Annotated in this window: 22 protein-coding genes and 1 tRNA gene; 11 read left to right on the top strand and 12 right to left on the bottom strand. The window is 40.5% G+C overall.

The window, feature by feature from the left end:
• Positions 1 to 31 precede the first annotated feature (31 nt).
• Positions 32 to 1,354, bottom strand: coding sequence for a carboxypeptidase-like regulatory domain-containing protein (locus J4N25_RS27165; protein ID WP_207420343.1), 1,323 nt, complete (start codon positions 1,352 to 1,354; stop codon positions 32 to 34).
• A complete protein-coding gene (locus tag J4N25_RS14270; RefSeq protein ID WP_207420342.1) occupies positions 1,344 to 1,919 on the bottom strand; it encodes an RNA polymerase sigma factor in 576 nt (191 codons plus the stop codon). Before J4N25_RS14270 ends, J4N25_RS27165 begins: the two co-directional genes overlap by 11 nt.
• Before the next feature lie 79 nt (positions 1,920 to 1,998).
• On the opposite strand from J4N25_RS14270, the gene J4N25_RS14265 reads away from it, so the two are divergent.
• Positions 1,999 to 3,912: a vWA domain-containing protein gene (locus J4N25_RS14265; protein WP_207420341.1), complete on the top strand. Its 1,914-nt coding sequence runs from the start codon at positions 1,999 to 2,001 to the stop codon at positions 3,910 to 3,912.
• A 599-nt stretch (positions 3,913 to 4,511) separates the two neighbouring features.
• Here the strand turns inward: J4N25_RS14265 and J4N25_RS14260 are convergent.
• Complete coding sequence (locus tag J4N25_RS14260) at positions 4,512 to 5,126, bottom strand: trimeric intracellular cation channel family protein (protein WP_207420340.1); 615 nt, start codon at positions 5,124 to 5,126, stop codon at positions 4,512 to 4,514.
• A gap of 165 nt (positions 5,127 to 5,291) precedes the next feature.
• Between J4N25_RS14260 and J4N25_RS14255 the strand changes: the two genes are divergently transcribed.
• Positions 5,292 to 7,136, top strand: coding sequence for a PAS domain-containing protein (locus J4N25_RS14255; RefSeq protein WP_207420339.1), 1,845 nt, complete (start codon positions 5,292 to 5,294; stop codon positions 7,134 to 7,136).
• Positions 7,137 to 7,144: 8 nt separating this feature from the next.
• Here J4N25_RS14255 and J4N25_RS14250 read toward each other — a convergent pair whose 3' ends face one another.
• Together J4N25_RS14250 and J4N25_RS14245 are read right to left on the bottom strand one after the other, a co-directional pair.
• Entirely contained in the window at positions 7,145 to 7,681 is a 537-nt protein-coding gene (locus J4N25_RS14250; RefSeq protein ID WP_207420338.1) for a DinB family protein, read from the bottom strand.
• Positions 7,682 to 7,733: 52 nt separating this feature from the next.
• Positions 7,734 to 8,318: a Crp/Fnr family transcriptional regulator gene (locus tag J4N25_RS14245; RefSeq protein ID WP_207420337.1), complete on the bottom strand. Its 585-nt coding sequence runs from the start codon at positions 8,316 to 8,318 to the stop codon at positions 7,734 to 7,736.
• Positions 8,319 to 8,590: 272 nt separating this feature from the next.
• Here J4N25_RS14245 and J4N25_RS14240 point away from each other — a divergent pair, with 272 nt between their 5' ends.
• From J4N25_RS14240 to J4N25_RS14225, 4 genes are all read left to right on the top strand, one after another.
• A complete protein-coding gene (locus tag J4N25_RS14240) occupies positions 8,591 to 10,789 on the top strand; it encodes an LruC domain-containing protein (RefSeq protein ID WP_207420336.1) in 2,199 nt (732 codons plus the stop codon).
• A 166-nt stretch (positions 10,790 to 10,955) separates the two neighbouring features.
• Positions 10,956 to 11,945: a purple acid phosphatase family protein gene (locus J4N25_RS14235; protein WP_207420335.1), complete on the top strand. Its 990-nt coding sequence runs from the start codon at positions 10,956 to 10,958 to the stop codon at positions 11,943 to 11,945.
• 125 nt (positions 11,946 to 12,070) lie between these two features.
• Complete coding sequence (locus J4N25_RS14230) at positions 12,071 to 12,871, top strand: alpha/beta fold hydrolase (RefSeq protein WP_207420334.1); 801 nt, start codon at positions 12,071 to 12,073, stop codon at positions 12,869 to 12,871.
• Positions 12,871 to 13,488 carry a PAS domain-containing protein gene (locus J4N25_RS14225; protein ID WP_207420333.1) on the top strand — a complete coding sequence of 206 codons (618 nt, stop codon included), beginning with the start codon at positions 12,871 to 12,873 and terminating at the stop codon, positions 13,486 to 13,488. Before J4N25_RS14230 ends, J4N25_RS14225 begins: the two co-directional genes overlap by 1 nt.
• Before the next feature lie 2 nt (positions 13,489 to 13,490).
• On the opposite strand, the gene J4N25_RS14220 is transcribed toward J4N25_RS14225, so the two are convergent.
• Together J4N25_RS14220 and J4N25_RS14215 are read right to left on the bottom strand one after the other, a co-directional pair.
• Positions 13,491 to 14,411 (bottom strand): NAD(P)/FAD-dependent oxidoreductase, encoded by a 921-nt coding sequence (locus J4N25_RS14220; RefSeq protein WP_207420332.1) that lies wholly within the window; start codon positions 14,409 to 14,411, stop codon positions 13,491 to 13,493.
• An 86-nt stretch (positions 14,412 to 14,497) separates the two neighbouring features.
• A complete protein-coding gene (locus J4N25_RS14215; protein WP_207420331.1) occupies positions 14,498 to 15,358 on the bottom strand; it encodes an AraC family transcriptional regulator in 861 nt (286 codons plus the stop codon).
• Between the two features lie 96 nt (positions 15,359 to 15,454).
• On the opposite strand from J4N25_RS14215, the gene J4N25_RS14210 reads away from it, so the two are divergent.
• Positions 15,455 to 15,805 carry an MmcQ/YjbR family DNA-binding protein gene (locus J4N25_RS14210; protein WP_207420330.1) on the top strand — a complete coding sequence of 117 codons (351 nt, stop codon included), beginning with the start codon at positions 15,455 to 15,457 and terminating at the stop codon, positions 15,803 to 15,805.
• Between the two features lie 10 nt (positions 15,806 to 15,815).
• Here J4N25_RS14210 and J4N25_RS14205 read toward each other — a convergent pair.
• From J4N25_RS14205 to J4N25_RS14195, 3 genes are all read right to left on the bottom strand, one after another.
• A tRNA-Leu gene (locus J4N25_RS14205) sits at positions 15,816 to 15,902 on the bottom strand.
• 164 nt (positions 15,903 to 16,066) lie between these two features.
• A complete protein-coding gene (locus J4N25_RS14200; protein WP_207420329.1) occupies positions 16,067 to 16,477 on the bottom strand; it encodes a VOC family protein in 411 nt (136 codons plus the stop codon).
• A gap of 96 nt (positions 16,478 to 16,573) precedes the next feature.
• Positions 16,574 to 17,224 (bottom strand): hypothetical protein, encoded by a 651-nt coding sequence (locus J4N25_RS14195; RefSeq protein ID WP_207420328.1) that lies wholly within the window; start codon positions 17,222 to 17,224, stop codon positions 16,574 to 16,576.
• 152 nt (positions 17,225 to 17,376) lie between these two features.
• On the opposite strand from J4N25_RS14195, the gene J4N25_RS14190 reads away from it, so the two are divergent.
• Positions 17,377 to 18,570, top strand: a complete 1,194-nt coding sequence (locus J4N25_RS14190; RefSeq protein ID WP_207420327.1) for an MFS transporter — start codon at positions 17,377 to 17,379, stop codon at positions 18,568 to 18,570.
• Positions 18,571 to 18,573: 3 nt separating this feature from the next.
• Here J4N25_RS14190 and J4N25_RS14185 read toward each other — a convergent pair whose 3' ends face one another.
• Complete coding sequence (locus tag J4N25_RS14185) at positions 18,574 to 19,470, bottom strand: LysR family transcriptional regulator (RefSeq protein ID WP_207420326.1); 897 nt, start codon at positions 19,468 to 19,470, stop codon at positions 18,574 to 18,576.
• 94 nt (positions 19,471 to 19,564) lie between these two features.
• Here J4N25_RS14185 and J4N25_RS14180 point away from each other — a divergent pair, with 94 nt between their 5' ends.
• Both J4N25_RS14180 and J4N25_RS14175 read left to right on the top strand, forming a co-directional pair.
• The gene (locus tag J4N25_RS14180; RefSeq protein ID WP_207420325.1) at positions 19,565 to 20,194 is read left to right on the top strand and encodes an NAD(P)H-dependent oxidoreductase; all 630 of its coding nucleotides are present in this window, start codon (positions 19,565 to 19,567) and stop codon (positions 20,192 to 20,194) included.
• Between the two features lie 55 nt (positions 20,195 to 20,249).
• Positions 20,250 to 21,587, top strand: coding sequence for a PQQ-dependent sugar dehydrogenase (locus J4N25_RS14175; RefSeq protein WP_207420324.1), 1,338 nt, complete (start codon positions 20,250 to 20,252; stop codon positions 21,585 to 21,587).
• Between the two features lie 60 nt (positions 21,588 to 21,647).
• On the opposite strand, the gene J4N25_RS14170 is transcribed toward J4N25_RS14175, so the two are convergent.
• Complete coding sequence (locus tag J4N25_RS14170; RefSeq protein WP_207420323.1) at positions 21,648 to 22,469, bottom strand: ion transporter; 822 nt, start codon at positions 22,467 to 22,469, stop codon at positions 21,648 to 21,650.
• A gap of 140 nt (positions 22,470 to 22,609) precedes the next feature.
• On the opposite strand from J4N25_RS14170, the gene pdxR reads away from it, so the two are divergent.
• Positions 22,610 to 24,130, top strand: a complete 1,521-nt coding sequence (gene pdxR / locus J4N25_RS14165) for a MocR-like pyridoxine biosynthesis transcription factor PdxR (protein WP_242695749.1) — start codon at positions 22,610 to 22,612, stop codon at positions 24,128 to 24,130.
• Positions 24,131 to 24,135: the final 5 nt, after the last annotated feature.

Here is a 24,135-nt window from a genome sequence, read left to right as displayed (position 1 = left end):
ATGCATACCAGGTATTAAACCACTCTGCTTATTAGTCTTCAACCTCCTTAAACTTGATCCTTAATCTCACTTTCTGTGTGCCTGCCTTTGGGCCCCGCCATTGCGGACCGTCTGATACCAGTTTGATTGCCTGTAGGTTCAGAGAAGGCCTGTCTGTTTTTATAATTTTAAAATCACTTAAGGAACCATTAGAAGAAACAGAAAAGCTTAGTACAACCGTACCTTTTTGCCCTTTTGATACTATTGCGTTTTCCTTTATGTACTTGTTATATTCCTCCCATCCATTAGCCGGTGCAACTTCCCTGTTTTGATTGTCCGCTAGATCGTCATTATCTTTTTTGCTTCCGTAGCGAACTACTGCAACTTCGTTTAAGGCCAAGCTTGCCGGGTTCATCGCAATAACCACGCTATCGTTACTATTAACCTTTACAGAAGCATGGTCAAAACCAACAAAAGACACTTCAAGGGTTTGTTGAGGGTCTGGAACGGCCAGCTTAAATTTTCCGTTGATATCTGTTACTGTTGCAATGTTTGTTCCTTTAACTTTTATGAATACACCCGGAAGCGCCTGATTGGATTGCTTGTCTCTAACTATGCCACTTATTTGTGCTCTATAATCCTTGTTTTCTGCTGGCAATGAAGAAGAACCTCTAATTCTGATCGATTTTGACATGGGTGGCTCAACTCCCACCCCAGGAACACGCCCTTGTAAGGCTATTTGTGGGCTTAATTCTTCTGCTTTTACACTTACTACAGCGCCTGTAAGTTCCATTCTTTTCTGTGTGGGATAACCTGTTATCACAACCTCATTCAATACTCCGGACTCTCCTGTTTTCCCTGGTTCAAGCATTGCTATTTGTTCCTTACTCTTCGATACTTCTAAATCCTTGTCCTTCCCATAAGTTTTCAACGGTTTTGACTTCCGTTTAACTTCTGCCACTTTCGTTTGATCTTGATGAACTTCAGGAAGATCCTCAACCCCCGGCTTTTCCAGGCTGTCCACTACAGTTACAGGTTTCTTGGATTCCGCCATTGAAATTCTTTCGGGTGAATCCTTCCTTAGGATAAGCAATGCAGCAATTCCAGACACGATAACTACAGAAGCTGCAATACTCCAACGAAGCAGAGGAATAATGCGGGTCTTTTCAGGTTTTGTCCTTTGATCGATAAGATCATTTACCTCAATTAAAGCTTTATCATGTTTCAACTGGTCTCCCAATTCCATTCCCATAATCAGATCCATCAAAAGCGGATCTTCCTGAGCCTGGCGTTCCAGTTGATACATAGTTCTTGCATCAAGCTCTCCGTTAAGATACTTCCGAATTAAGGATATGTCGTATTTGTTACTCTCCACCGTTCTTCTCCATACAAATTTTTAAATTCCTTTTTCCGTTCTGTATATAGCTTTTAACCTCATTCAAACTGAAGCCTGTTAAATCCACAATCTCTTTGTAGCACTTTTCATTTAAAAAGAACAGGTCGATACTTTGTTTTTGCCGTTCTGGAAGCTTCTCCACGCATTTCTCGAGTGCGGTAAGGGCTGCCTCCTTTTCTTTATGGTCTTCCTGATGCTGACTTACAGGAAATTCCACAAATTCATCGAACGAAACATATTGCATTTTCTTGTTTGAACGCAGCTGCATTAGGCAGTAGTTCTTGGTCAACACATAAAGCCAGCTGGCGAATTGCCTGATCTCCTGCTTATCTATCTTCCTGATAAGCTCTTCGAAGATCTGCATTACGGCATCCCTACTCCGTTCAGTATCCTGGAAGTAGCGATAGCAGACATAGTAAACCATTGAGGAATGGGTTTTATACAGTTTACCCAGGATTTCCAGATCGTGCGTAGCCAGATAACGGTCCAGGAGTTCCTGGTCGCTATACTGATCTGATTTCCCTGAATTACTAAACCAACTCATTTAAGTGTTTGAAAATAATTTTTATTTATCGCTTATGGAAATTTTCCTGATGATGCATCCTTCGCCAAAATTCAATAACATGAAAGGAAATCTATACCTCATTATCCTGCTCTTAAGTCTGGTTGGCTTTAAAAGCAGCTCAGTGCGCACTATTAGTGGAACGGTGCGCGAACAATTAGACGGCTCTCCTCTACCGGGTGTGTCTGTAAGAGTTGAAGGTACAACTATTGGAGCATCAACAGATACCGAAGGGCATTATTCTTTAAAGATTCCATCCAACGATGTGAATTTGGTCTTTTCATTTGTTGGATATGAAACTCTGAAAGTTAAGCCGGGGAAAACTGATCGCCTCAATGTTACTCTAAAGCAGTCGAAATCAGAACTGAAGGAAGTAGTGATAGTTGGATATGGAACCCAAAGAAAACAGGATGTCACTGGAGCAGTGGCAGCTGCTCCTACAGCTGCTATGCATGGTAAAATATCTGGGATTGCAATAAGAGGTCAAAACAATCAGGTATATACCCGACATATATTAATTCCCGACCACAACACAGAATCTTACAAGGAGATTACCGAAAACGGTTTCCAGAATCCCAAAGATCAAGCTTTATCGACCTTTGCAGTAGATGTGGATGGCGCTTCCTATACAAATCTGCGTCGCTTTATTAATAATGGGCAGCTTCCTCCTAAAGACGCAGTACGAGTTGAGGAAATGATCAATTACTTCAAATATGATCTGGAAGGACCAAAAGACGATAAACCAGTCGCAATTCATACAGAACTATCCTCAGCCCCATGGAATCCCCAGCACCAGCTATTACGGATAGGTTTAAAGGCAAAAGAGGTTAAGACAGAAAAGTTGCCAGCCTCTAATCTTGTTTTCCTGATCGACGTTTCAGGCTCAATGTCTCCAGAAAACAGACTTCCACTGGTTAAAACCTCTTTAAAAATGTTGGTAGATCAGTTACGGGATAAAGACCAGGTAGCTATAGTAACTTATGCAGGCTACGTAACACTAGCTTTGAAGAGTACCCCGGGTAGCCGTAAAGCAGAAATTAAGAACGCCATTGATGCTTTAGGCTCTGGCGGTTCTACGTCAGGCGGTGCTGGTTTAAGAATGGCCTACCAGGTTGCCCGTGAAAATTTCAAGAAAGAAGGTAATAACAGGATCATTATGGCGACGGATGGAGATTTCAATGTAGGTGCCTCGAGCGATAAGGAAATGGAAGATCTGATTGTTCAGGAAAGAGAAAGCGGAGTTAATATTTCTGTTTTAGGGTTTGGTATGGGAAATCTGAAAGACAGCAAAATGGAGACTATCGCAAATAAAGGGAGAGGGAACTATGCTTATATTGACAATATTACAGAAGCGCGGAAAGCAATGGTCACTGAATTTGGCGGAACCCTTTTCACAATTGCTAAAGATGTAAAGATTCAGGTTGAGTTCAATCCAGGCAAAGTTCAGGCGTACCGGCTAATAGGTTATGAAAACAGACTTATGGCAAAAGAAGACTTTAATAATGATAAAAAGATAGGCGGAGATATGGGTGTAGGGCACACTGTAACTGCCCTGTATGAAATAATACCGGTGGGCGTAAAAAGTGATTTTTCCTTAAGCGTTGATCCTCTAAAGTATCAAAAACAAGCAAGGAAAGAAGATCTTACGAATTCGGATGATGTTGCAACTATTAAATTCCGCTACAAGGATCCTCATTCTGATAAAAGTCGCTTAGTGCAAGTTATCCAGGAAGATAGAGCCCTTGCCTTTGAATCAGCCTCTGCAGATTTTCGTTTTGCTAGTGCAGTAGCCGAGTTCGGTATGCTACTAAGAAATTCTGAGTTTAAACAAGCTTCTTCTTTTGATAAGCTCATCTTAAGAGCAAAAGGCGCAAGAGGAAAAGATGATGATGGCTATCGTGCAGAATTTGTTCGTTTAGCTGAAAGCGCAGCCATGCTATCTAAAGGAATGGAACTTGCTAAAGACTCTTATTAATAACACCGGGCATCCTAAACCGTGCTAAACAGGGAGTTAGCCTCCCAGGCCGGCATAATAACTAATGCCGGCCTTTTACTTTCTGGGATACCAATGATGATCCTAATTATAGTCTGTTATGGTATCACAACCCTGCCTTCCCCACAGTAAAACCCTTAAGCTGCTTTCATCCTACGTTTGTGAGTTTCTGCTCATGGAAGTTTTTTTTGAAAGATCCCTCCTATTATAAAAGTAGTCTGTCTAAAAGAATTAATTTCAGGTTGCCTTATAGAAGAAGATCATACTGGTTCGGGACAGGTTCGGAATTTTGGGGGGCAGTAGAAAATAAGAGGAAGCGAACCTTAAGCCAATCCTTGGACGATAGTGAGATCAGTGCCGGAGCATTTACGAATCAGTATGGAATAAATATCGCTATAAGGTCGCTATAAGATCGCTGTAAGGTCGCTATAAGGTTGCTATAATGTTTATTGGATTTTGAATGGAGACCGAAATTGCCTCTGATAGGATAGTTCCAAATTTACAAAAATGAATTTCAATTAAATAGTAAAAAGTTTCTTATTCCATTAAGGCTTTACAATAATAGCAGCAGGCATAAACATTTAGCCTCTTTTAAATTTTGGTAAGCTTAATTTAAATTTCAGAGCCAGAATTCTTATGATAACGACTACAAGTATTGAAGCAAAGAAACTGCTGTTCCGCTCTACCCCAAAATTAATAAGTAACAGATATATACTTGCTCCCATCAAGCAAGCACTTGCGTAGATCTCCTTCTTAAAAATTACAGGCACCTCGTTTAGCAAAGTATCTCTTACTACTCCGCCCATCACTGCTGTAAACATTCCCATCATGGCAGCAACTTCAGAACTAATACCATACCTAAGTGCTTTTTCCGTTCCAAGGATGGTGAAAAGGGAAATACCCAAAGTATCAAAAAGCAAAAAGGTTCTGCGAAGCTTTAACAGGGTATTATAAAATAAACCGGCCAGTAGAATTCCCAGGAGGATGGCATACAGAAATCGTACATTGCCGACCCATATAAGTGGATAACTACCTAGCAAAATATCCCGCAAACTACCTCCTCCTATTGCGGTAACGAAGCCTATAAAGCCCGCGCCAAACCAGTCGTGCTCCTCATTATGTTCAGCAGCAGCCAGAGCTCCTGACATTGCAAAAAAGAATGTGCCAAACAATTCAGTAATGTAAATAGGATCCATTTGAAGCAAAGTACGGAATATTTCATAACAGCTAAATCTATAAACACCAGTTCTTATTTACTTACGGCTTTTCGCAGTCCAGAAAATCCTTCCTTGGATATAGTGCTGTAAAATGCATAAATAATATCTTTGCTACCCTGACTTGTTTGTCAGCTAATATGTCTTATGCCTGATAGCTCGTTTGATTCTGAATTTCGTTTTTTAGCTGATGCAGTTCCTGCCAAAGTTTGGAGGGCTGATGCAAATATGTCCGCGAATTATTATAACCAGGAATGGTTTGATTTTACGGGAACGACATGTGTTAGTGAATTAAAAAAGATTATTTGGACTTTGATACATCCAGCGGATCTACCGCTAGTGCAGAGAGAAGCGCAGAGAAATCTACAGAGTGCCACAAGTTATGAAATTGAGCAGCGTTTTAGAGATAAAAACGGAATTTATCGCTGGCACCTAAGTAAAACGAAGCCTGTGTTCGACAAAAATGGGGTCTTGACTTCCTGGTTAGGTATATGCGTGGATATTGAAGAACAAAAGCAATCGTCTGAAGCCTTACGAAAAAATGAACAATACTTCAGATTTCTTGCCGATAATACTCCTGTTATTATTTGGCGAACCGGGGTTGACGGAAGTTTGAATTATATTAGCAAGCAGTGGGAGAAATTTTCTGGCATGCCTGTCGCTGATGGATTTGATAGCGGCTGGACCAAGTTATTGCATGAGGATGATATTCCGGAGGTTCAAAAATACTACGATAAAGCTTTGCGGAATAGAGAGCATTATAGTGGCAGATTTCGACTTAAGAGTGCAAATAATGAATATAGATGGTTCCTCTCGGTAGGCTTACCCGTTTTTGATGGAGAAACTGGTTTTCTTGGTACATTGACAGACATCACCGAGCAGGAAAGAGAACATCAACACAGCAATTTGCAATTGAAGAAAATGGATGAGTTTGTAAGTATCGCGAGTCACGAACTCAAAACTCCGCTCACTAGTCTAAAGCTTTATCTGCAGCTTTTAGATAAAAACAAAACCGCAGAACAGACTACTTTTATCTCTCGTGGCCTTGATCAATTGAAACGTTTGGAGAGGCTTACTTCCGATTTACTTGATGTGTCTAAAATATCAGCTGGAAAGCTCGTATACAATATTGAAGAAATTGATTTTGCTGAACTAATAGACGATTTTGTTCATACGTTTAGGAGCTGGAATGTAAAGCATCAAGTTATTGTTAAAAATAAATCATCTGTAAAGCTTAAGGGAGATCGCTACCGATTAGAGCAGGTATTTGCGAATATACTTTCCAATGCTGTTAAATATTCGCCTGGAGCCGATCGTGTTGAAATAGATACTTACGTCCAAGCGAATTATGTAATTACTTCAATTAAAGATTTTGGCATCGGCATAGCAGATGAGGATCTGGCGAGGATTTTTCAGCGGTTCTATCGTGTAGATGCTACGGCCATGAAGTACGAAGGATTGGGTTTAGGCCTTTTTATAGTGTCTGAGATATTAATTAGACATAGTGGAGATTTTTGGATTGAAAGCGAACTGGGAAAAGGCTCCACGTTCTTTTTTAAACTTCCCATTAATGACCTTCGTCGTGAAATTATTGTTGAATCTTCAACTGAGTATAAAGATAATCAGATGGCTATAAGCTTCAACGTTGCAACTGGCATCCTTGAGGTAGATTGGATCGGCTTTCAGGACCTTGAGTCTGTGAAATATGGTTGTTTGAAGATGCATGAACTGTTGAAGGCGAATAATTGCCGACTCGTGTTGAATGATAATTCGAACATCACCGGCGTTTCTGACGCTTCCGAATGGGTAGGTGGTCAGTGGTTTCCTATGATGGAAGCTGCAGGACTGCGCCATTTTGCCTGGGTCTTCTCCTCGGTAATGTTTAACAATATCTCCGCTCAGAAAGCGGTCGATCTAAAGCAGGGAAATGTGATAACGCAGTTTTTTACGTCCACGACTGAAGCCCGGGAATGGTTACTATCACATGCATGATAGTGAGATTAAGGGAGATTCCTAAGTGCCTGTTGCATGTGTCTTTCATTATGAGCTATAAGAAAACGAAAGACATCGCCGGCTTTTAAACGTATTATTGGAGATATAGAAATTGGAATCCTGTGATTAAGATTAGCACTTGTTGCCCTCCTTAACAGCAACAGTAATTCTTCTTGTTGAGCAATGAAAGTGGCGGTAACCTTGTATACATCTAGATCTTTCCTCGGAGTATGCCCTTTAGCTGCTTTGTATTTCTTTGCTGAAGGCTCCATCATCTTACTAAAATAATCTCCCAACCAGCCGCTTTTGAACGTAACGGCATTATCGGAGGTTTCCACCTGTAATACCTTACTCAATCGAGGTAAGAAGTAATCCCCATAAGAGTTCAAGTGGTCAAGGCATTGGGCAATACTCCAGCCGCCGGTAGCAGACGGGCATAGCAACACTTTCTCAGACTCGTTCTGAAATGATGAAATTGCAATATGCAAATGGCTTTCTACTTGGTCGCCAAGCTTATTTAAGAGGTGGTTTTTATTGAGTTTCATAGATGCAAAGTTGGCAATCCTTGTTCACGTCAACCTTGGTAAATACCATGATTTAGATTTTCACTTTATTGATCAGCTTACTAAAATTAGTTGGATCTATTCCAATGTAGCTAGCCAGATACTTATGTGGAACTAGTTGTAGAATATGGGGACTTCGTTTTAAAAAGCTCGAAAACTTTTCTTCAGAAGTGAAGCATTGCAACTCTGTAAGTCGCTGTAATACTCCTGAAAGCACCGCCGAGAGGCCCTGAAGGATAAGGTGCTGTATTGACGGATGTGATTTCATCAGGGCGTTCACCTCAGCATATGGAGCACGCAGGAACCGTGAGGGAGTTAAGGTTTCGTAACAATAGCGAGATGGTTGCTGAAGCATGAAGGAATCTAACACACCGCCAAATGAAGGTGGGTACATAAAAACAATAGTGGCCTCTCGCCCCTCCCCGTCAAAATAGTAAACCCGTTGAACACCGTCTAAAACAAAATAAAGGTATTTCTCGGTTTCGCCAATGGCGGTAAGACTGATCTTTCTCTTTGCGGAGTAAGGCGACCATACTTTTGAAAATGCTTCCCAATCCTCACTCTGCAAAACTCCGATTGTTTCCAGTAAATTTCTAAGTTGCTGTAGATCTTCCTGCATGTTTAGCTATTCTATTTCAGAGAAGGTACAAATTAAGTCATTGTAGTTGGGTCTACCATTGTGTAAGTAATAATAATGCCCTTCCTTATTAAAGGACAAGAGGCTTTACAATGGATTTATAACTGGGAAAGAGGAAAACCTTTCCCAAAATTTCGCAGTCTATAGAACAGGATGAGGCATTTGGGACCTACAGTTTGAACCACCACCGCTTTAAAACGCATCTTAACAGCCATGGCATTAGAATTGCCCTTCCGTATGCATTAAGTATGACTATGAGTTACAAACATTTACTAACCTACTCCCTTATTATTGCGAGTGTTTTTCAGGCTTGCAAGAAAACCGATGATCAGTTATTGGCCAATGGCGATATTAACAAGTTGACGGACGTAATAGTTCCTGAAGGATTCTTATGGGAATCTTCACGCGATGTAACATTCAAGGTTGCAGTTACAGATACACGTTTTTCTGATGCTACTCACATTATTGCTATTTATACTCCTGACGGTAAATTACTTTCAAAAGGGTCAGCTTCAACGGATGCTAGTTTTGAAACGAAGGTTTATGTTCCAAGCAGCATTACAGAGGTATATGTAATTAAAACAGCGCCAGACAATTCAACCGTAAACAAAAAAGTAGAATTAAGCGGAGCTGAAGTAAATATTTCACTTGGAGCAATAAACACTACTGTCTCTTCCACTAAATCTGGTGCTAGTACATTTGCTACTAGTCCTGATTGCAATACCGGCTGTACTCAAAGCGTAAGCCTTACCTCTTCAGGTCAGTGGATCACTATTGATGGTGGTAAAACAGTTTGTATCAGCGGTTCTAATAAAATAGTTAACCTTACCTTTGGTAACGGTGGTGGTATTGCCCGTTTGTGTGGAACTGATCTTACGGTACAGAACATTAATAAAAATGCAGGAAGCAGTGCTATTGGTTTTGTGGTAACAAATGGTAGCAGGGTAAGCTTTCCTGGTTTAGAGTTTGACAGGGCTACTCATGTTTTCAGTAACTACGGAACAGCTAAGTTTACAGGAAACCTTGCTTCCTCAGGTACTGTAAATAACTATGGTGATCTAACGGTTACGAGCGACTTTAATCTTAACTCATCTAATATTACCGACACTAACGAAGGCACAATTTCGGTTGGTGGTACAATGAACGTGAACAGCACAACAACTTTTGAGAATAAAGGCTCTGCAACAGTTAACAACCTTCAAATTAATGGTGGCGGTATTGTAAATAACCGCTGTAAACTTCTGGTTTCTAATAGCCTGATGAATAATAATCTGTTAAATAACTACAGTTATGTTCAGGTTAGCGGTAATACACAAATTAATGGCAGCGCGCAGGTCAATTTGTATGATGCATCATATTTCAAGACGAAAGACCTTGATAAAATAACAGGAGGTTTTTCCGCAAGTGGATCAACATCTATGGTAAAAGTTACTGGAACAATTAACTCTAACCTGATACTTGATGCTCAACAAACTTCGAATGGTCAGAAGTTTAAAGGTAATTTAAGAGTGTGTTATGGTTCTACCTTACCTTCTGGGTTGTTCAAGGATGGTGCATCTCAAGGTTGTGATCTTTATATTCCTGCTACTGGATGTAATCCAGGAAACGGCATGGCAACAATTGTAGATTCAGACGGTGATGGTGTTGCCGATAATCTTGACGACTACCCTAATGATGCTTCAAAAGCTTTTAATAACTATTATCCAAATGCAGCTGCTGATGCTGGGGCAACAATTGCTTTCGAGGATATGTGGCCAGTTAAAGGAGATTACGACATGAATGATGTGGTATTCTCTTACAAATTAAAAGTGATCACTAATGCTGGAAACAAAGTAGTTCAGGTTGACGGTAACTATGAGCTTCAGGCAAGAGGTGGAATTTTCCAAAATGGTTTTGGTATAGAATTCCCGGTTAAACGAGAACTGATAGGTGATGTTACAGGTGGTTCTCTTGAAGCAGGACAGGAAAAGGCTGTTATAACACTTTTCGATAATACACATTCGGAAATGCTTTACTATAACACCCGCCTGGAAGAACCTAAGCAAACGGCAAAATCATATAATATCAGCTTTACAATTGCAAACGGGCCATCTTTGGCAAGCTTCGGCTTGGGTGAGTACAATCCTTTTATCTGGAATAAAAACGCAGGTAGAGGTTCAGAGATCCACCTACCAGGAAAAACTCCAACTACTTTAGCTGATAAAAGCTTATTTGGAACGGGAGACGATCGCAGCAATGTTGCTGCAGGAAAGTACTACCTCACAGCAGAAGGATATCCATGGGCAATCAGCGTTCCTGTGAAAAACTTTGTTTATCCATTAGAAGGAAAAGATATTAGCACAGCGTATTTAAAACTTCCGAACTGGATCTTATCAGGAGGAACACAATACACCGATTGGTACGCCAACACTGGTTCTGGGTATAGAAATTCTGTTAACTTGTTTAGTAAATAAAAATTAGATCAAGGTTCTTTTTTGCATCGAAATTCGTACCAGGTAGGGCCCTAAGCCTACCTGGTGAATTTCTGTCTAATCTCACTCATTCATCAGGTGTTCTTAATAAAAACTTTCAAGCAATTTGTCAGTTTATGAACTATTTTGAACTCTAAGAAAAAGATAAATGAGGTTCTTCCCTATTTTTCAGCTTTTACTTCTTGTAATTTGTCTCCCTCAAGCGTTTTCGCAAGGTTCGTTTAATTCTGGCAACAAGCAATATTCGTCAAAGCTTGAATTGGAAAAAAGTGATTCTGCTTTACACTTTATTGCTATTGGCGATTGGGGTAAAAGCGGAGGAGATTTTCAACGGCCGGTTGCCACTCAGATGGCTATAGCGGCGGAGAAGTTAGACGCAGATTTTATTGTAAGCACTGGAGATAACTTTTATCCAGCTGGAGTTAAAGATACCCTTGATCCACTCTTTCAAAATTCATTTGAAAAGATTTACAATCAAAAATCACTGCAGGTAAAGTGGTACCCGGTTCTTGGTAACCATGATTATATGGCAAACCCCGATGCTCAGATTGAATATTCTAATACCAACAGCAGATGGTCTATGCCTTCCAGGTACTATTCGAAGAAGTTTGCTATTGATGGAGACACAAGCCAACAAGTTCTAATACTTTTTTTGGATACTAATCCATTGGTTAAGCTGTACCATAAAAAGCAACACTACGGAAATAATATAAAAAGCCAAAAGCCAGCAGAACAGAAAGAATGGATAAGGAAAGAATTAGAAACCGCGTCGCCCAGTGTAAAGTGGAAAATAATTGTGGGTCACCATCCTATTCATACAGGTGGGCACCGTCGAATTGCTTATGATACAAGGGCGGTCCGGAGACAACTAAAGCCTTTATTTTCCAAGTACAAAGTGGACGCATACATTTCAGGGCATGAACATAACTTGCAGCATCTTAAAGTGAACAAGATAACTCAACAATTCATATCAGGTGCAGGTTCAGAAGTACTTTCATTGAAAACAATTCCAAAAAGTAAACTGGCCAAAGCTGTTCCCGGGTTCATGACTTTTTCGGTTAAAGAGAAGCAATTATTAATGCAAGCGGTAAGTATAGATGGTGAGGTTGTTTATAAAACAAGGCTTAGTAAACATTAGACGCCTGGCGGTTATAAATCAGAGTATTGGTATAATTCACAAAAATGAATTAAATACCCATTGGATGGATTATAGTGGAAACTTGAACTAGGGATAAAACGTATAAAATTAAGCCAGAAAAGCTTATGATAGATATAGTTAAGCGTAATAATGTCCGGATTTACGGAAACGGAAACCAATGTATGTTAATGGCCCATGGTTTTGGTTGCGACCAAAACGTTTGGAGGCATCTAATTAAAGCTTTTGAGTCAAGGTACAAAATTGTTGTTTTCGATTATGTAGGAGCAGGTCAGTCAGACATAGAGGCCTATGACCCTAATAGATACTCATCGCTGGATGGCTATGCCGAAGATGTAAATGAAGTAATACAGGCTCTTGAGCTTAGCAAGGTTATTTTTATTGGACATTCTGTTAGTAGCATGATCGGTTTGAGAGCAGCTATAAGACATCCAGAGCAATTTGAAAGGCTAATTATGGTAGCCCCCTCTCCTTCCTATATAAACAGTGAAGATTATGTAGGAGGAATGAACCGAGAAGACATTGAGTCTTTATTTGAAGTAATGGATGCTAATTACCTTGGCTGGTCGACCTCTATGGCTCCCCTGATCATGGGTAATCCTCAAGCACCCGAGTTAGGCGATGAGCTTGCGGCAAACTTCTGCGCTACAGACCCGGAGATAGCGAGAGAATTCGCGCGGGTAACTTTCTTTTCAGATAACCGTTCTGATCTTCAAAAACTAAAAGTAAAAAGTCTTAGCCTTCAATGTTCAGAGGATATACTTGCTCCACTGGAGGTGGGCTATTATATTGAAAGGAACACACCGCAAAATACTCTGGTAATCATGAAAGCAACTGGTCATTGTCCTCATCTCAGCGCACCGGAAGAGACTATTGCAGCGATTGAAAATTATCTCGATACTCATTAATGACTCACGCTCTCATTCCCGATTACAAAAGCCTTTTTAATAATTCGCCCTGCGGCTTATTAACGCTCAGACAAGGCAAGATTTCAAATGTGAATTCAACTCTCTTACAGTGGTTAGACCTGGATGAAACAGATATTCTTGGAAAAAACATTTCAGACTTGCTGGATAAGGGTGGTAAAGTTTATTATCAGCTTTTTGTGCAGCCGATTTTAAAAATGCACGGAACCGTTAAAGAAATTGATCTTACTATTCGAAGTAATAATGCTAGCTTTCCTTGTCTGTTCACTGCACAATCCGGCCCCAAATCAGATGACGAAGAGCTTTTTTATTGCGCTTTTTACAAGGTAGCCGACAGAAAAAAGTACGAAAGCGAATTGCTGAAAAAGAAGGTTCAGGCGGAAGAAGAAAAGAAGGATAAAGTTCAGGTTCTGAACGATATCGCATTCGATCAGGCCCATTTAGCAAGGGCGCCTCTTGCTAACATGCTGGCGCTTATTTCCCTCGTAAAAACAATGGACATCAGCGAGGATGTTCTAGGTATTGTAGAGATGCTTCAAACAAGTACAGAACAATTAGATGTCCGCATAAAGGAAATTGTAAGGAAAACAGGTGCATGACCTTATTCGCTAAATCTGTCGAGTATAAGCTGTCTACTAGCTGCCACCCCAGCCATGGTACCCATAAATACAGCATTGGCCACAGCTCTCATCCTTGTTACATTATCTCCGCAGGCAAAAATACCTTTAATGCTAGTTGCCTGAGTTGAATCAACCTTAATATAGCCTTCTTCTGTTAACTCGCAGCCTAATGCCTGTGGTATTTGACAGTGCTGAACAAAGGTGGGCCGATAATAAATTGCCTTCAGCGAGAGCTCTGATCCATCTTGAAAAGTAACACTGCTTAAGTAGCCATTATCGTGCTTTAACTTCGCAATTGTTCTTTCATCAATTTTAATATCATGTTTTTTCAGTTTAAGCTCTTCCTCCTCACTAAAAGTATGCTCTCCATTTGTTAAAATAGTAAGGTCCTTTGTCCAGTTGGAGATTAAACCCGCTATTTCAATAGCCTCTGGTCCGTTACTTAAAATACCGGTAGGTTCATTTCTTACTTCATACCCATGGCAGTAAGGACAGTGGATCACCGAAATACCCCAGCATTCTGCAAGTCCAGGAATTCCTGACAGATCATCTTTGATGCCTGTGGCGAATATTAACTGGCCTGCTCTGAATATTTCTCCTTTTGACACCTGTATTTCAAAAGTTCCATCATCCATTTTTCTCCCCGCGACCGCAACTCCTTCAAGGAATTCTACTGTATTGTACATCAATACTTGTTCTTTTCCTTGTTTGTGGATCTCTGCTGGCTTTTTCCCGTCTTGCGTAAGGAAATTATGGGAATGAGGCGTTTGCTTGTTGCACGGCTCTGCTCCATCAATAATTAAAACATTCATCAATGCTCTACCAAGGGCAAGTGCGGCTGCTAAACCTGAGTAGCTTCCTCCAATTATTATCACATCAAATGTTTTGTTCGGTGTTTCCATATCAGTTAAACTAGCAATAATTTATAGCTACAAAACTAGCTTAGGCTGAAAATGAGAAATAGAACAAAAATTTACTTGGATAGTACTTATCTAAAGTTTTTCCTGTAGGCGTCGGGAGAATAGCCAGTATGCTTTTTAAAGAAACGAATGAAGTAGGAGACGTCTTCATAACCAAGGCTCTCGCTGATCATTTTCACCTGTTCGTCTAAAGCCAGCAAATGCCTTTTTGCCTCAAGGACTATTTGTTCATTTATGACTTCCGATGCAGTTTTTCCAATTGTTGTCTTGGTAATTTCGTTCAATTGAAATGCCGATAGGTTCATCATTGTGGTGTATTGAGAAACTTGCTTCATAGATGAGAGATTGCATCTTAGTAAATCCAGAAACTCCTCAAGTCGGTCCTGTTTATAAGAATGCACCTGGTCTTCCACCTGGCCGCCATTGTTGCATCGACGAACAAGTTCAATAAAAAACATATCAAGAGAAGCCTTTATAACACTAGTATAACCCTCTTCCTTATCGCTAAATTCTTTGAAAATCCGTTCTGCTATGGCGTGTACTCTTTCGAAACGGTTATTGTCGAGTGGACAGAGGTTAGTGTGAGTTGCCTTCCTGAATTTCTGTAGGATTGACTTCTCGTTTGGCTGGTAAAAGTTGGTATTGAACCTCATCACATACCCGGTAACGTCGCTCTCTAACTTCAGGAGATGAATCTGACCTGGCCGTAAACAAAAGATCATATTGTCTGCTACATCATAGTTCACCAAATCAACTTCATGAATCCCTGTTCCCTTTTTTATAAGCAGAATGAAGAAGAAATTATGGCGGTGCTTTCCCCTTATCCTCTCCTTAGCTAATAAGGATGAATCTAGTTCGGAGATGCTAAAGCCATTCTCTTCAGAATTTCTTTCTGAAGCCGGAATTTCTGCTATTGGAATTTTGTTCATTCAATTATCTTTTCGACAATCTTGTATTACTGGAGATTGTAGCTAAACAGCCAATGTTTTGTAAAGCTAAAAAAGAATCCTTCTATTTGGTTGATTATGGTAACATTTGACTTATTCAGACAACTGGCTCTCTCATTGCCGGAAGTAACGGAAGAACCCCACTTTGAAAAAACGTCATTCAGGGTTAAGAAAAAGATTTTTGCCACTTACGTAGCCGAACTACAAATAGCCACAGTGAAGTTGTCTGAAATAGACCAGGATGTATTTTCCTCTAATGACAGAACAGTGATCTATCCCGTTAATAATAAATGGGGAAAACAAGGCTGGACAATGATAGAAATGAAGCGGGTAAATGAAGGGTTGTTTACAGATGCTTTGAGAACCGCCTATTGCGAAGTTGCTCCTAAAAACTTAAGGTTACAGCTGAAACAAAATGAGGGTGAATAAGTGGTTAACCTGGTGCCCGGAGAGAGACTCGAACTCTCAAGAGACAATTCTCAACGGCTTCTGAGACCGCAACGTTTACCAATTTCGCCATCCGGGCAGGCTGGGAACGACGTATTATGGCGCAAATATAGAAATAGTGATGATATCGGAAAATGTAATCTAGGGGGAATTCCCCTTCTAAATAAATATTTCGCCCTAATGCAATCATTTTCAGGGAATAAAAAAAGGGAGCATTCAACTCCCTTTGCAAGAAAATTTTTCCTATTGCATTGAGTGGAAACCAATCTGGTTACCCTCCGTATCCATGCAAATCCCGCAGAATCCATATTCACCAATAGGCATTTTACCTGCTATTACCTGCCCTCCAGCGGCTTCAACCCTTGAAATTTCCTCTGCGCAATCACTACATGAGAAGTAGACCATTGTTCCTCCTGATCCCGGTTTGAACATTTTTGATTTTACCAAAGAACCACTTACTCCCGGGGCTTCCATGTTACCTGGAAAAAATACCATTTCGAAGTAGTCGTCACTTCCTTCCTCAGCTTCCATTCCTTGAGGCACCGGAGCTGGTTGCATCGTAATTTGCAAAACATCTTCATAGAATTTTTGGGCGCGGACAAGATCTTCCACATAAATCTCTGTCCATCCAATGGGGTTTCTTTCGTCTTTCATATTTCTTTTATTTCGGTGATTTTTATCCAAATATCGAAGTTAATATGAAGTAAAAGGTGTGTACATTGCGACAAAAGCAGGGTAGAATACGACTAATTATTTTACGGTTATCACAAATTTTTGGACAGCCAAAGTATCATGTTCTCCAAGGCTTCTCAGGAAGTCTTCATTGAATTCATTATATAGAACACCTTCCTCCTCTGTAGACCCCGTAAGCTTTCCGTTTACATTATAGCTGTTCCTGGATAATTTATAGGCAAGGCATGAAAATTCCAGTGATTTTAATGTTCCCTTAGCAACCCTGATTTCTTTTGCCATTACTCCCTGGGCGGTATTAAAATGTGGTTCCTTATGTTTTACTAATGCCAATGAGCCAGCCGGAGCATCTCCAAGATCATATAAGTATGTAGAATAAAAGTAATACAAGCCGTTTTTTTTCTCATACGTATACTTGTTTTCAGGAAAATTGAAATAAGAGGAGTCGGCAGAAAAGACAGTCAACGAACCGAAACGATTATCTTGTAAATGCATGTTAAATAGCTGACTATTTTCAACAAACTTTGTGATCTTTCCTACGTCCTTCAATTCCTGATTACTAGTAAAGAGCTGTATCTCCGACTTTTTTTCTACGGTTGAATTTTCTAAAGTGAAAGGGTATTCAATTACAGGTTCTTCTTGCGTTTTCTTGCAGGAAGTGAATGCAAAAAGAGCGGTGATAAATGTACAAGTGATAAGCTTAAAGTTCATATTCCCAATTAAGTAGTATTTCTATAGTGCGGTGCAAAATTAAAGATTCCGCACAAAACTGCAAATCAATTGGAAGGTTTAGGATATCCTTTCTTTTATGACAAAACGATTTGTCAAGGTCGGTCCAATTCTCTTATTTTTACCGCCTGCCCATGAAGCATTTAATACAACTTTACCTTAATTCTTATCGTGGTCTGTCTAAACCCGCCTGGATGCTGGCATTGATAATGCTTATCAATCGCAGCGGAGCGATGGTTATTCCATTTCTCGGGGTTTACATGACTGATGCGCTTAAATTTAGCTTGAAAGATACCGGAAATACTTTAAGTTGTTTTGGTGCAGGTGCCGTAGTTGGGTCAGCTTTAGGAGGATGGTTAAGTGATAAGGTTGGTAATTTCAGGGTTCAGTTCCTTTGCCTTATGCTTTGTGTTCCGGTATACTGTATCCTTCCTGTTCTAAGTACTCCCGTTCAATTAAGTATTGGAGTCTTTATTCTAAGTGTTATCAGTGAAACTTTCCGGCCAGCGAATACCGTTTCTATTGCGTCGTATACGTCGCCTGAAAATATCACAAAAGCTTTTTCTCTTAACAGAATGGCTATGAACCTGGGCTTCTCTATTGGCCCGGCTCTGGGAGGTCTACTTGCGGCTATCTCTTACCATTGGTTGTTTTATGGAAATGCGATCAGTACGGGACTTGCTGGCCTCTTTTTCTACTTTTATTTCCGGAATCTGCAACCCGTTAAAGGTGTTCAAAAAGATCCTGAAAAGGGAACAACTGGTTTGTCTCCATGGAAGGATGCTCCGTTTTTAGTATTTAGTTTTTTCTGCCTGCTGTACAGTGTTTGTTTTTTCCAGCTTCTAAGCACTCTCCCACTGTTTTACAGGACGGTCCATCACCTTAGTGAATGGAGTATCGGAGTAATACTCGCCTACAGTGGATTCGTGGTCTTTTCACTCGAGATGATCCTCGTACATATTGCAGAAAGACGACTTGGAGCAAGTGGAACGATCATCATCGGGACTTTGTTAGGTGGTGCTGCCTTTCTCGTACTACTATTGCCCGGCAAATTCCTGCTTCTCTACTTCGGTATGTTCCTGCTATGTATATCCGAAATTCTAGCCATGCCTTTTATGGCAACATTGACTATGAAAAGGGCTTCAGGAAAAAAGCAGGGTTCTTATATGGGAGTAAATTCCCTGGCATTTTCTGCTGCACATATCATATCTCCATTTATAGGGACGCGTATTGCCGACCACTTTGGGTTTGATGTTCTATGGACACTTACCGGCTTGGTTTCTATCATCACCGCGGCAGGTTTCTATTGGATAATAAAGAAATTATAATCTTTAAACCATTTCCCTTAAAAAAATCTCTTTGACCATGGCAATTTCATTATTATAAGTAGTCTTTTTACGGGTGCCAAAATAAAGGGTGTTTTCAATTGGTTTATCACCTTCCCATACCAATTTAACGTGGCCCTGCTCGAATTCCTTTTTTGATAAAAAGTCAGGTATTACGGCAATGCCTTCGCCTCCGCCAAGACATCTTAGTATGGAGCTCATATTGGGCACTATGTAGTTTGGCTTGAAGTCGGGTCTTTTCCCAAAGTTGAAATGCCAGAACCTTCGAAGATGCTCCATATCTCCATTTGTCCCGTACCAGATCTGTTTCTTCAACCATTTTTGAATATCAACCTTGTTTCCATCCTTCAGCAGTTTTTTAAAGCCCTCTATATCAGTATTAGCCCCTCCTACTATTACAATACGTTCCTTAAAAAATGCCTCATATTCTAATCCCGTAAATTCCCCCTTCTGTGGAGTAATGATCAGGTCAAGAATACCAGCATCCAGATCGCTCAGCATCTCTGGATAATCCCCAAACTTGATGATCACATTAAAGGGTAATCTTGGCAAATAGGGCTCCAAAGTAAATTGAAAAGTTTCGAAGCACATACCTATACTAATAGTTGGCCGCTCTTTTTCTGTGCTTTTGTGAAAATGCTGTTCTGCCTTTTCAAGGTGGGTAAGTGCTTCTACAATATAGTTATATAAAACCTTACCTCTTTCTGTAGTGACCATTTTTCTTGAACTACGGTCGAATAATTTGTAGCCCACGTATGCCTCCAAAGAGCTAAGATGTAAACTTACCCCAGGTTGAGAAACATATAATGCTTCTGCCGCTCCCGTAAGACTTCCTGTCTCGTAAATAGCTTTAAAAGTTCTGAACCACTCTAAATTCACCATAGTAATATCTATTATAATTATAATACAAAGGTATGATTTGTATTATTTTAATAGAAGTATTTACCGTCCTACATTTGTGTCAAAAGCAATAAATATGAGTAATCAAAGTAAAAAGATTTTTGTAATAAATGGAGGTCAGGTATTTGGACATTCAGGCGGAAGATTCAATAGATCCGTTTTCGATGCAACCAAAGAATTTTTCAACACCAGAGAAGGTTTCGAAGTGAGATCTACAGATATAAATAAGGAATATGATGTTATTGAAGAGGTAGAGAACTTTGTTTGGGCTGATACTATCATTTATCACACTCCTATTTGGTGGTTTCAGTTGCCCCACGGCTTCAAGAAGTATATAGACGAAGTTTTCACCGCTGGGCACCGTAAGGGAATTTATCATAGTGATGGCCGGAAGGCGGAGAACCCTGACGTTAATTATGGGACTGGGGGCATGCTACACGGGCGTAATTATCTGCTAACTACTTCCTGGAATGCACCGGCAACTGCCTTTACGTTGCCTGGTGAGTTTTTTAACCAAAGAAGTGTTGACGACGGGCCTTTATTCGGTTTCCATCGCATGAATGCCTTCACTGGAATGCATCCATTGGAAAGCCTGCATTTTCACGACGTAGAGAAGAATGCAGATATTGAGAAAGATTTGAAGCGCTACCAGCAGCATCTGGACCAACTCTTTATAGCTAAGCAGTCAACGGTTTCCGTCTTATAGTTCAAACAATACAAGTATTTTTACGGTTGCTTGAGTGAAATTTTGAAAAAAGAGCATGAATAACAAATTTGTATTACCCGGGTTAGTTTTGGCACTTGGGTTGGCTTGGACAGGTTGTAATTCGAATAACAAGCAAACGAAAAATAGCGGTGCTGATACTATTTCCAGAACATCAACCGCGGCTGGAGAACTGGTTCTTCCTGAGCCAGATACTACCGCCTCAAAGACAAATTTTTCTGATATTATTGGCTGGCCGGAAGGAAAGACTCCTGTAGCACCTTCTGGTTTTCAGGTTACAAAGTACGCCGATGGTTTTCAAAACCCCAGGTGGATATATGAGGCTCCAAATGGAGATATTTTCATTGCTGAAGCTGCTACCGAAAAGAAACTAAAGGCAAAGATCAAAGATAATATTACCGGTAAAGCAAAGGCGAATCAGCAGGATGCAAGCGCCAACCGGATCACTATTCTTAGGGATAGTAACAAAGACGGTAAAGTAGACCTTAAACAGGTTTTTTTAACAGGTTTAGAGCAACCACTGGGTATGCTAGTTTTAAATAATTCATTCTATGTAGCCAACACAAGTGGTTTGATGCGTTTTCCATATACTCCTGGTACTACGAAGATCAGTGCTAAGGGGACTAAAATCGTTGAGCTTCCAGCAGGCGGGTATAACAATCATTGGACGCGTAATATTATTGCGAGTAAGGATGGTTCCAAGATCTATATTTCTGTAGGATCAGGATCTAATAACGGAGAGAATGGAATGGAGCATGAGGTTCGAAGGGCTGCTATACTGGTTGTAAATCCTGACGGTTCAGGGGAGAAGATCTATGCATCAGGACTGCGAAATCCAGTAGGAATGGATTGGGAGCCAGGAACCCAAACCTTGTGGACAGCAGTGAATGAACGCGATGAACTGGGTGATGAGTTAGTGCCCGATTATATCACCAGTGTTAAAGAAAATGGTTTTTATGGCTGGCCCTATGCTTACTTTGGTCCTAATGAAGATCCCAGAATGAAAAATGTACGGCCCGACCTCGTTAAAAAAACTATAGTTCCAGATGTTTCGCTTGGTTCTCATACGGCATCTTTAGGTTTAGCCTTTTATGATCAAAAAGCATTCCCAGGTGAATATCAGGGAGGAGCTTTCATCGGGCAACATGGATCATGGAACCATTCTCAGCTTGTAGGATATAAGGTAGTATTTGTGCCATTTAAGAACGGCAAACCTTCAGGTAAACCCCAGGATTTCTTAACCGGATTTATTGCAGATAAGGAAAAAAGTAAAGTATATGGAAGACCGGTGGGAGTTGCCGTAATTCGTGATGGTTCCCTTCTGGTAGCAGACGATGCTTCTAATACTATTTGGAGGGTTGCCCCCGCTAAATAATATTGTTTTTTTAGATTTTCCCGGTCATTGAACTAAAAGTTCTATCCTTTCGGTCTGATGTTAATTTTTGTTATCTGAGCGTTTCTGTTCGGTGCCACAGTTGCCGCAGAACCTTGCATTGGCCGGGAAAATCATATGATTACAATTTGGACAAGGCAACAGTCCCGAATTTGAAATCCTGGTAATTTCTGAAGATACAATTCCTGTGGGTACAGCAATGATACCGTAGCCTAAAATCATCAGTAGGGCTGCAAGGAACTGGCCGAGTGGAGTTGAAGGAGAAATGTCACCATAGCCAACGGTGGTAATTGTAACGATGGCCCAATAGATGGAAATAGGTATACTTGTGAAGCCATTTTTTTCTCCCTCGATCACATACATCATTGTACCTACTACAATTACCAGGGTAATTACAGTTGTAAGGAACACTACAATTTTATACATGCTCGCTCTTAATGCTACTGCAAGCACATTTCCTTCTTTCAAGAACCTTGTAAGCTTTAGTATCCGGAAGACCCTGAGTAATCTCAATGCCCTAATTACCAGCAAATATTGAAGGTTTGGAATGAACAAAGCCAGGTATGCGGGAAGAATGCTTAAAAGATCAATCATCCCATAAAAACTAAATATATACCGGTACCGGTTGGGTGAACTAAATACTCTGGCTACAAATTCTATGGTGAAGAGGATAGTGAAGCACCATTCGGCGGCTGTTATTAAAAGAGCATATTCCTTCCTTACAGAAGCAATGCTCTCCATAAAAACCACCCCAACACTTAATACTATAAGCCATAGTAAAGCAATGTCAAACCTACGTCCGCCGGGTGTATCTGAATGAAAAATTACAATGTAAAGCCTGTTACGAAATTCAGCTAGGGACATGCATGCTGAACAATGGCTAAAACATAAAGTTTGCGGACCTTTTTCCTAGCCTTTCTACAACCTGGTAATGATCGGGCTTATTAATCAATAGAAAATATTTGCTAATCGCAAAAATTGTATGACCCGCAGGCAAGTTCTGTTTGTATCTACTGTCAGTTCAATTACTGGTAAATCCTTATGATCTTCTAATATTCCATGATATTGTTGATATAATTGTAGTTGAATTATTAATAGCCACAAGTCCAGATATGCTCAGACCCTGGGATCTACAGATAACAATAAACGTGAACTGCGAACGGCCGATCTATATTCAGGTGGCCGATTCGATTATTGAGGCAATAAAGGGAGGAAAACTGCAAAGTGGCGATCCACTACCGGGCAGCAGGCAAATGGCACTGCAATTAAAGCTCAACCGTAATACAGTGATCGATGCATTAGATGTTCTCCTTGCAGAAGGTTGGCTGGTTTCGAAAGTGAGGAAAGGAACGTTCATTGCGGATAATTTACCGGACTTTTCAGCGGTAAAACATCCTAATTCAGTGGTTTCTGAGCAAGTGGTAAGCATCAAGCCAGAAATTATATTTGACGATGGAATCCCCGACACGCGAATAGCGCCAATAAATGAACTTGCAGCGGCCTATCGACAAATATTCAGTCGAAAAGGAAGATGGCAAATGATGGGTTATACCGAAGAGGCTGGTGATTGGGATTTCAGAAACGCTATTGCGCAAATGCTTAACTACAAGCGTTCCATGCGGTTATCTCCCGACGAGATTTTCATCACCAGGGGAAGCCAAATGGCGATGTACTTAACAGCACATGCCCTGCTCAAGCCAGGCGATAAAGTGATCGTAGAAAATCCTGGATATAAGCCAGCATGGCAAGCTTTCCAGAGTGCCGGAGCAGAACTGGTACCGCTGAGCGTTGATGAAAATGGTTTAAATATTGACGAACTTCGTACTATCCTTCAGACGCATAAATCAGTAAAGGCAATTTACACCACACCGCATCATCAATTCCCCACTACGGTTACTTTAAGTTTACAAAGGCGTTTGCAGCTTATTTCTTTATCAAACGCTTATGGATTTACAATCATTGAAGACGATTACGACAACGAGTTCCACTTTGGACAGCGGCCAATACTACCGGTAAGCAGCTCTGAGAACGTTGGCAACTTTGTCTATATCGGAACGATGAGTAAAATTGTTGCTCCTGCTCTGCGTATCGGCTATCTCGCCTCCTCAAAGCAAGTCATCACCAATGTTGCAAGTCTCCGGAAGATCATAGATGCTCAAGGGGATAACATGATGGAGCAGGCTGTTCTTCAACTTATTAATGAGGGGCATATTAAAAGACATCTTCGCAAAGCCACATTGACGTATAAAAATAAAAGAGACTTTTTTGAAAAGGTAATTAATGAACATCTAAGGGATAAAGTGCATTTTCATAAACCAGAAGGGGGACTTGCATTCTGGCTAACACCAAAAGGACAGGTAGATATCACGAAGCTGTCTGAGGTGCTGTTAAAAAAAGGAGTGCAAATCTTATCACCAGAGAGCTTTAGTTTTAGCTCCCCGGTGCAAGGTTTACGCTTAGGCTACGCCTCCCTGGACGAGGATCAGCTGGAGAAAGGTATTAGAATAATAGCGCAATTCTTGTAAAAGCT

Source organism: Desertivirga brevis, assembly GCF_017355835.1.
This window is presented reverse-complemented; position numbering and strand designations above follow the sequence as displayed.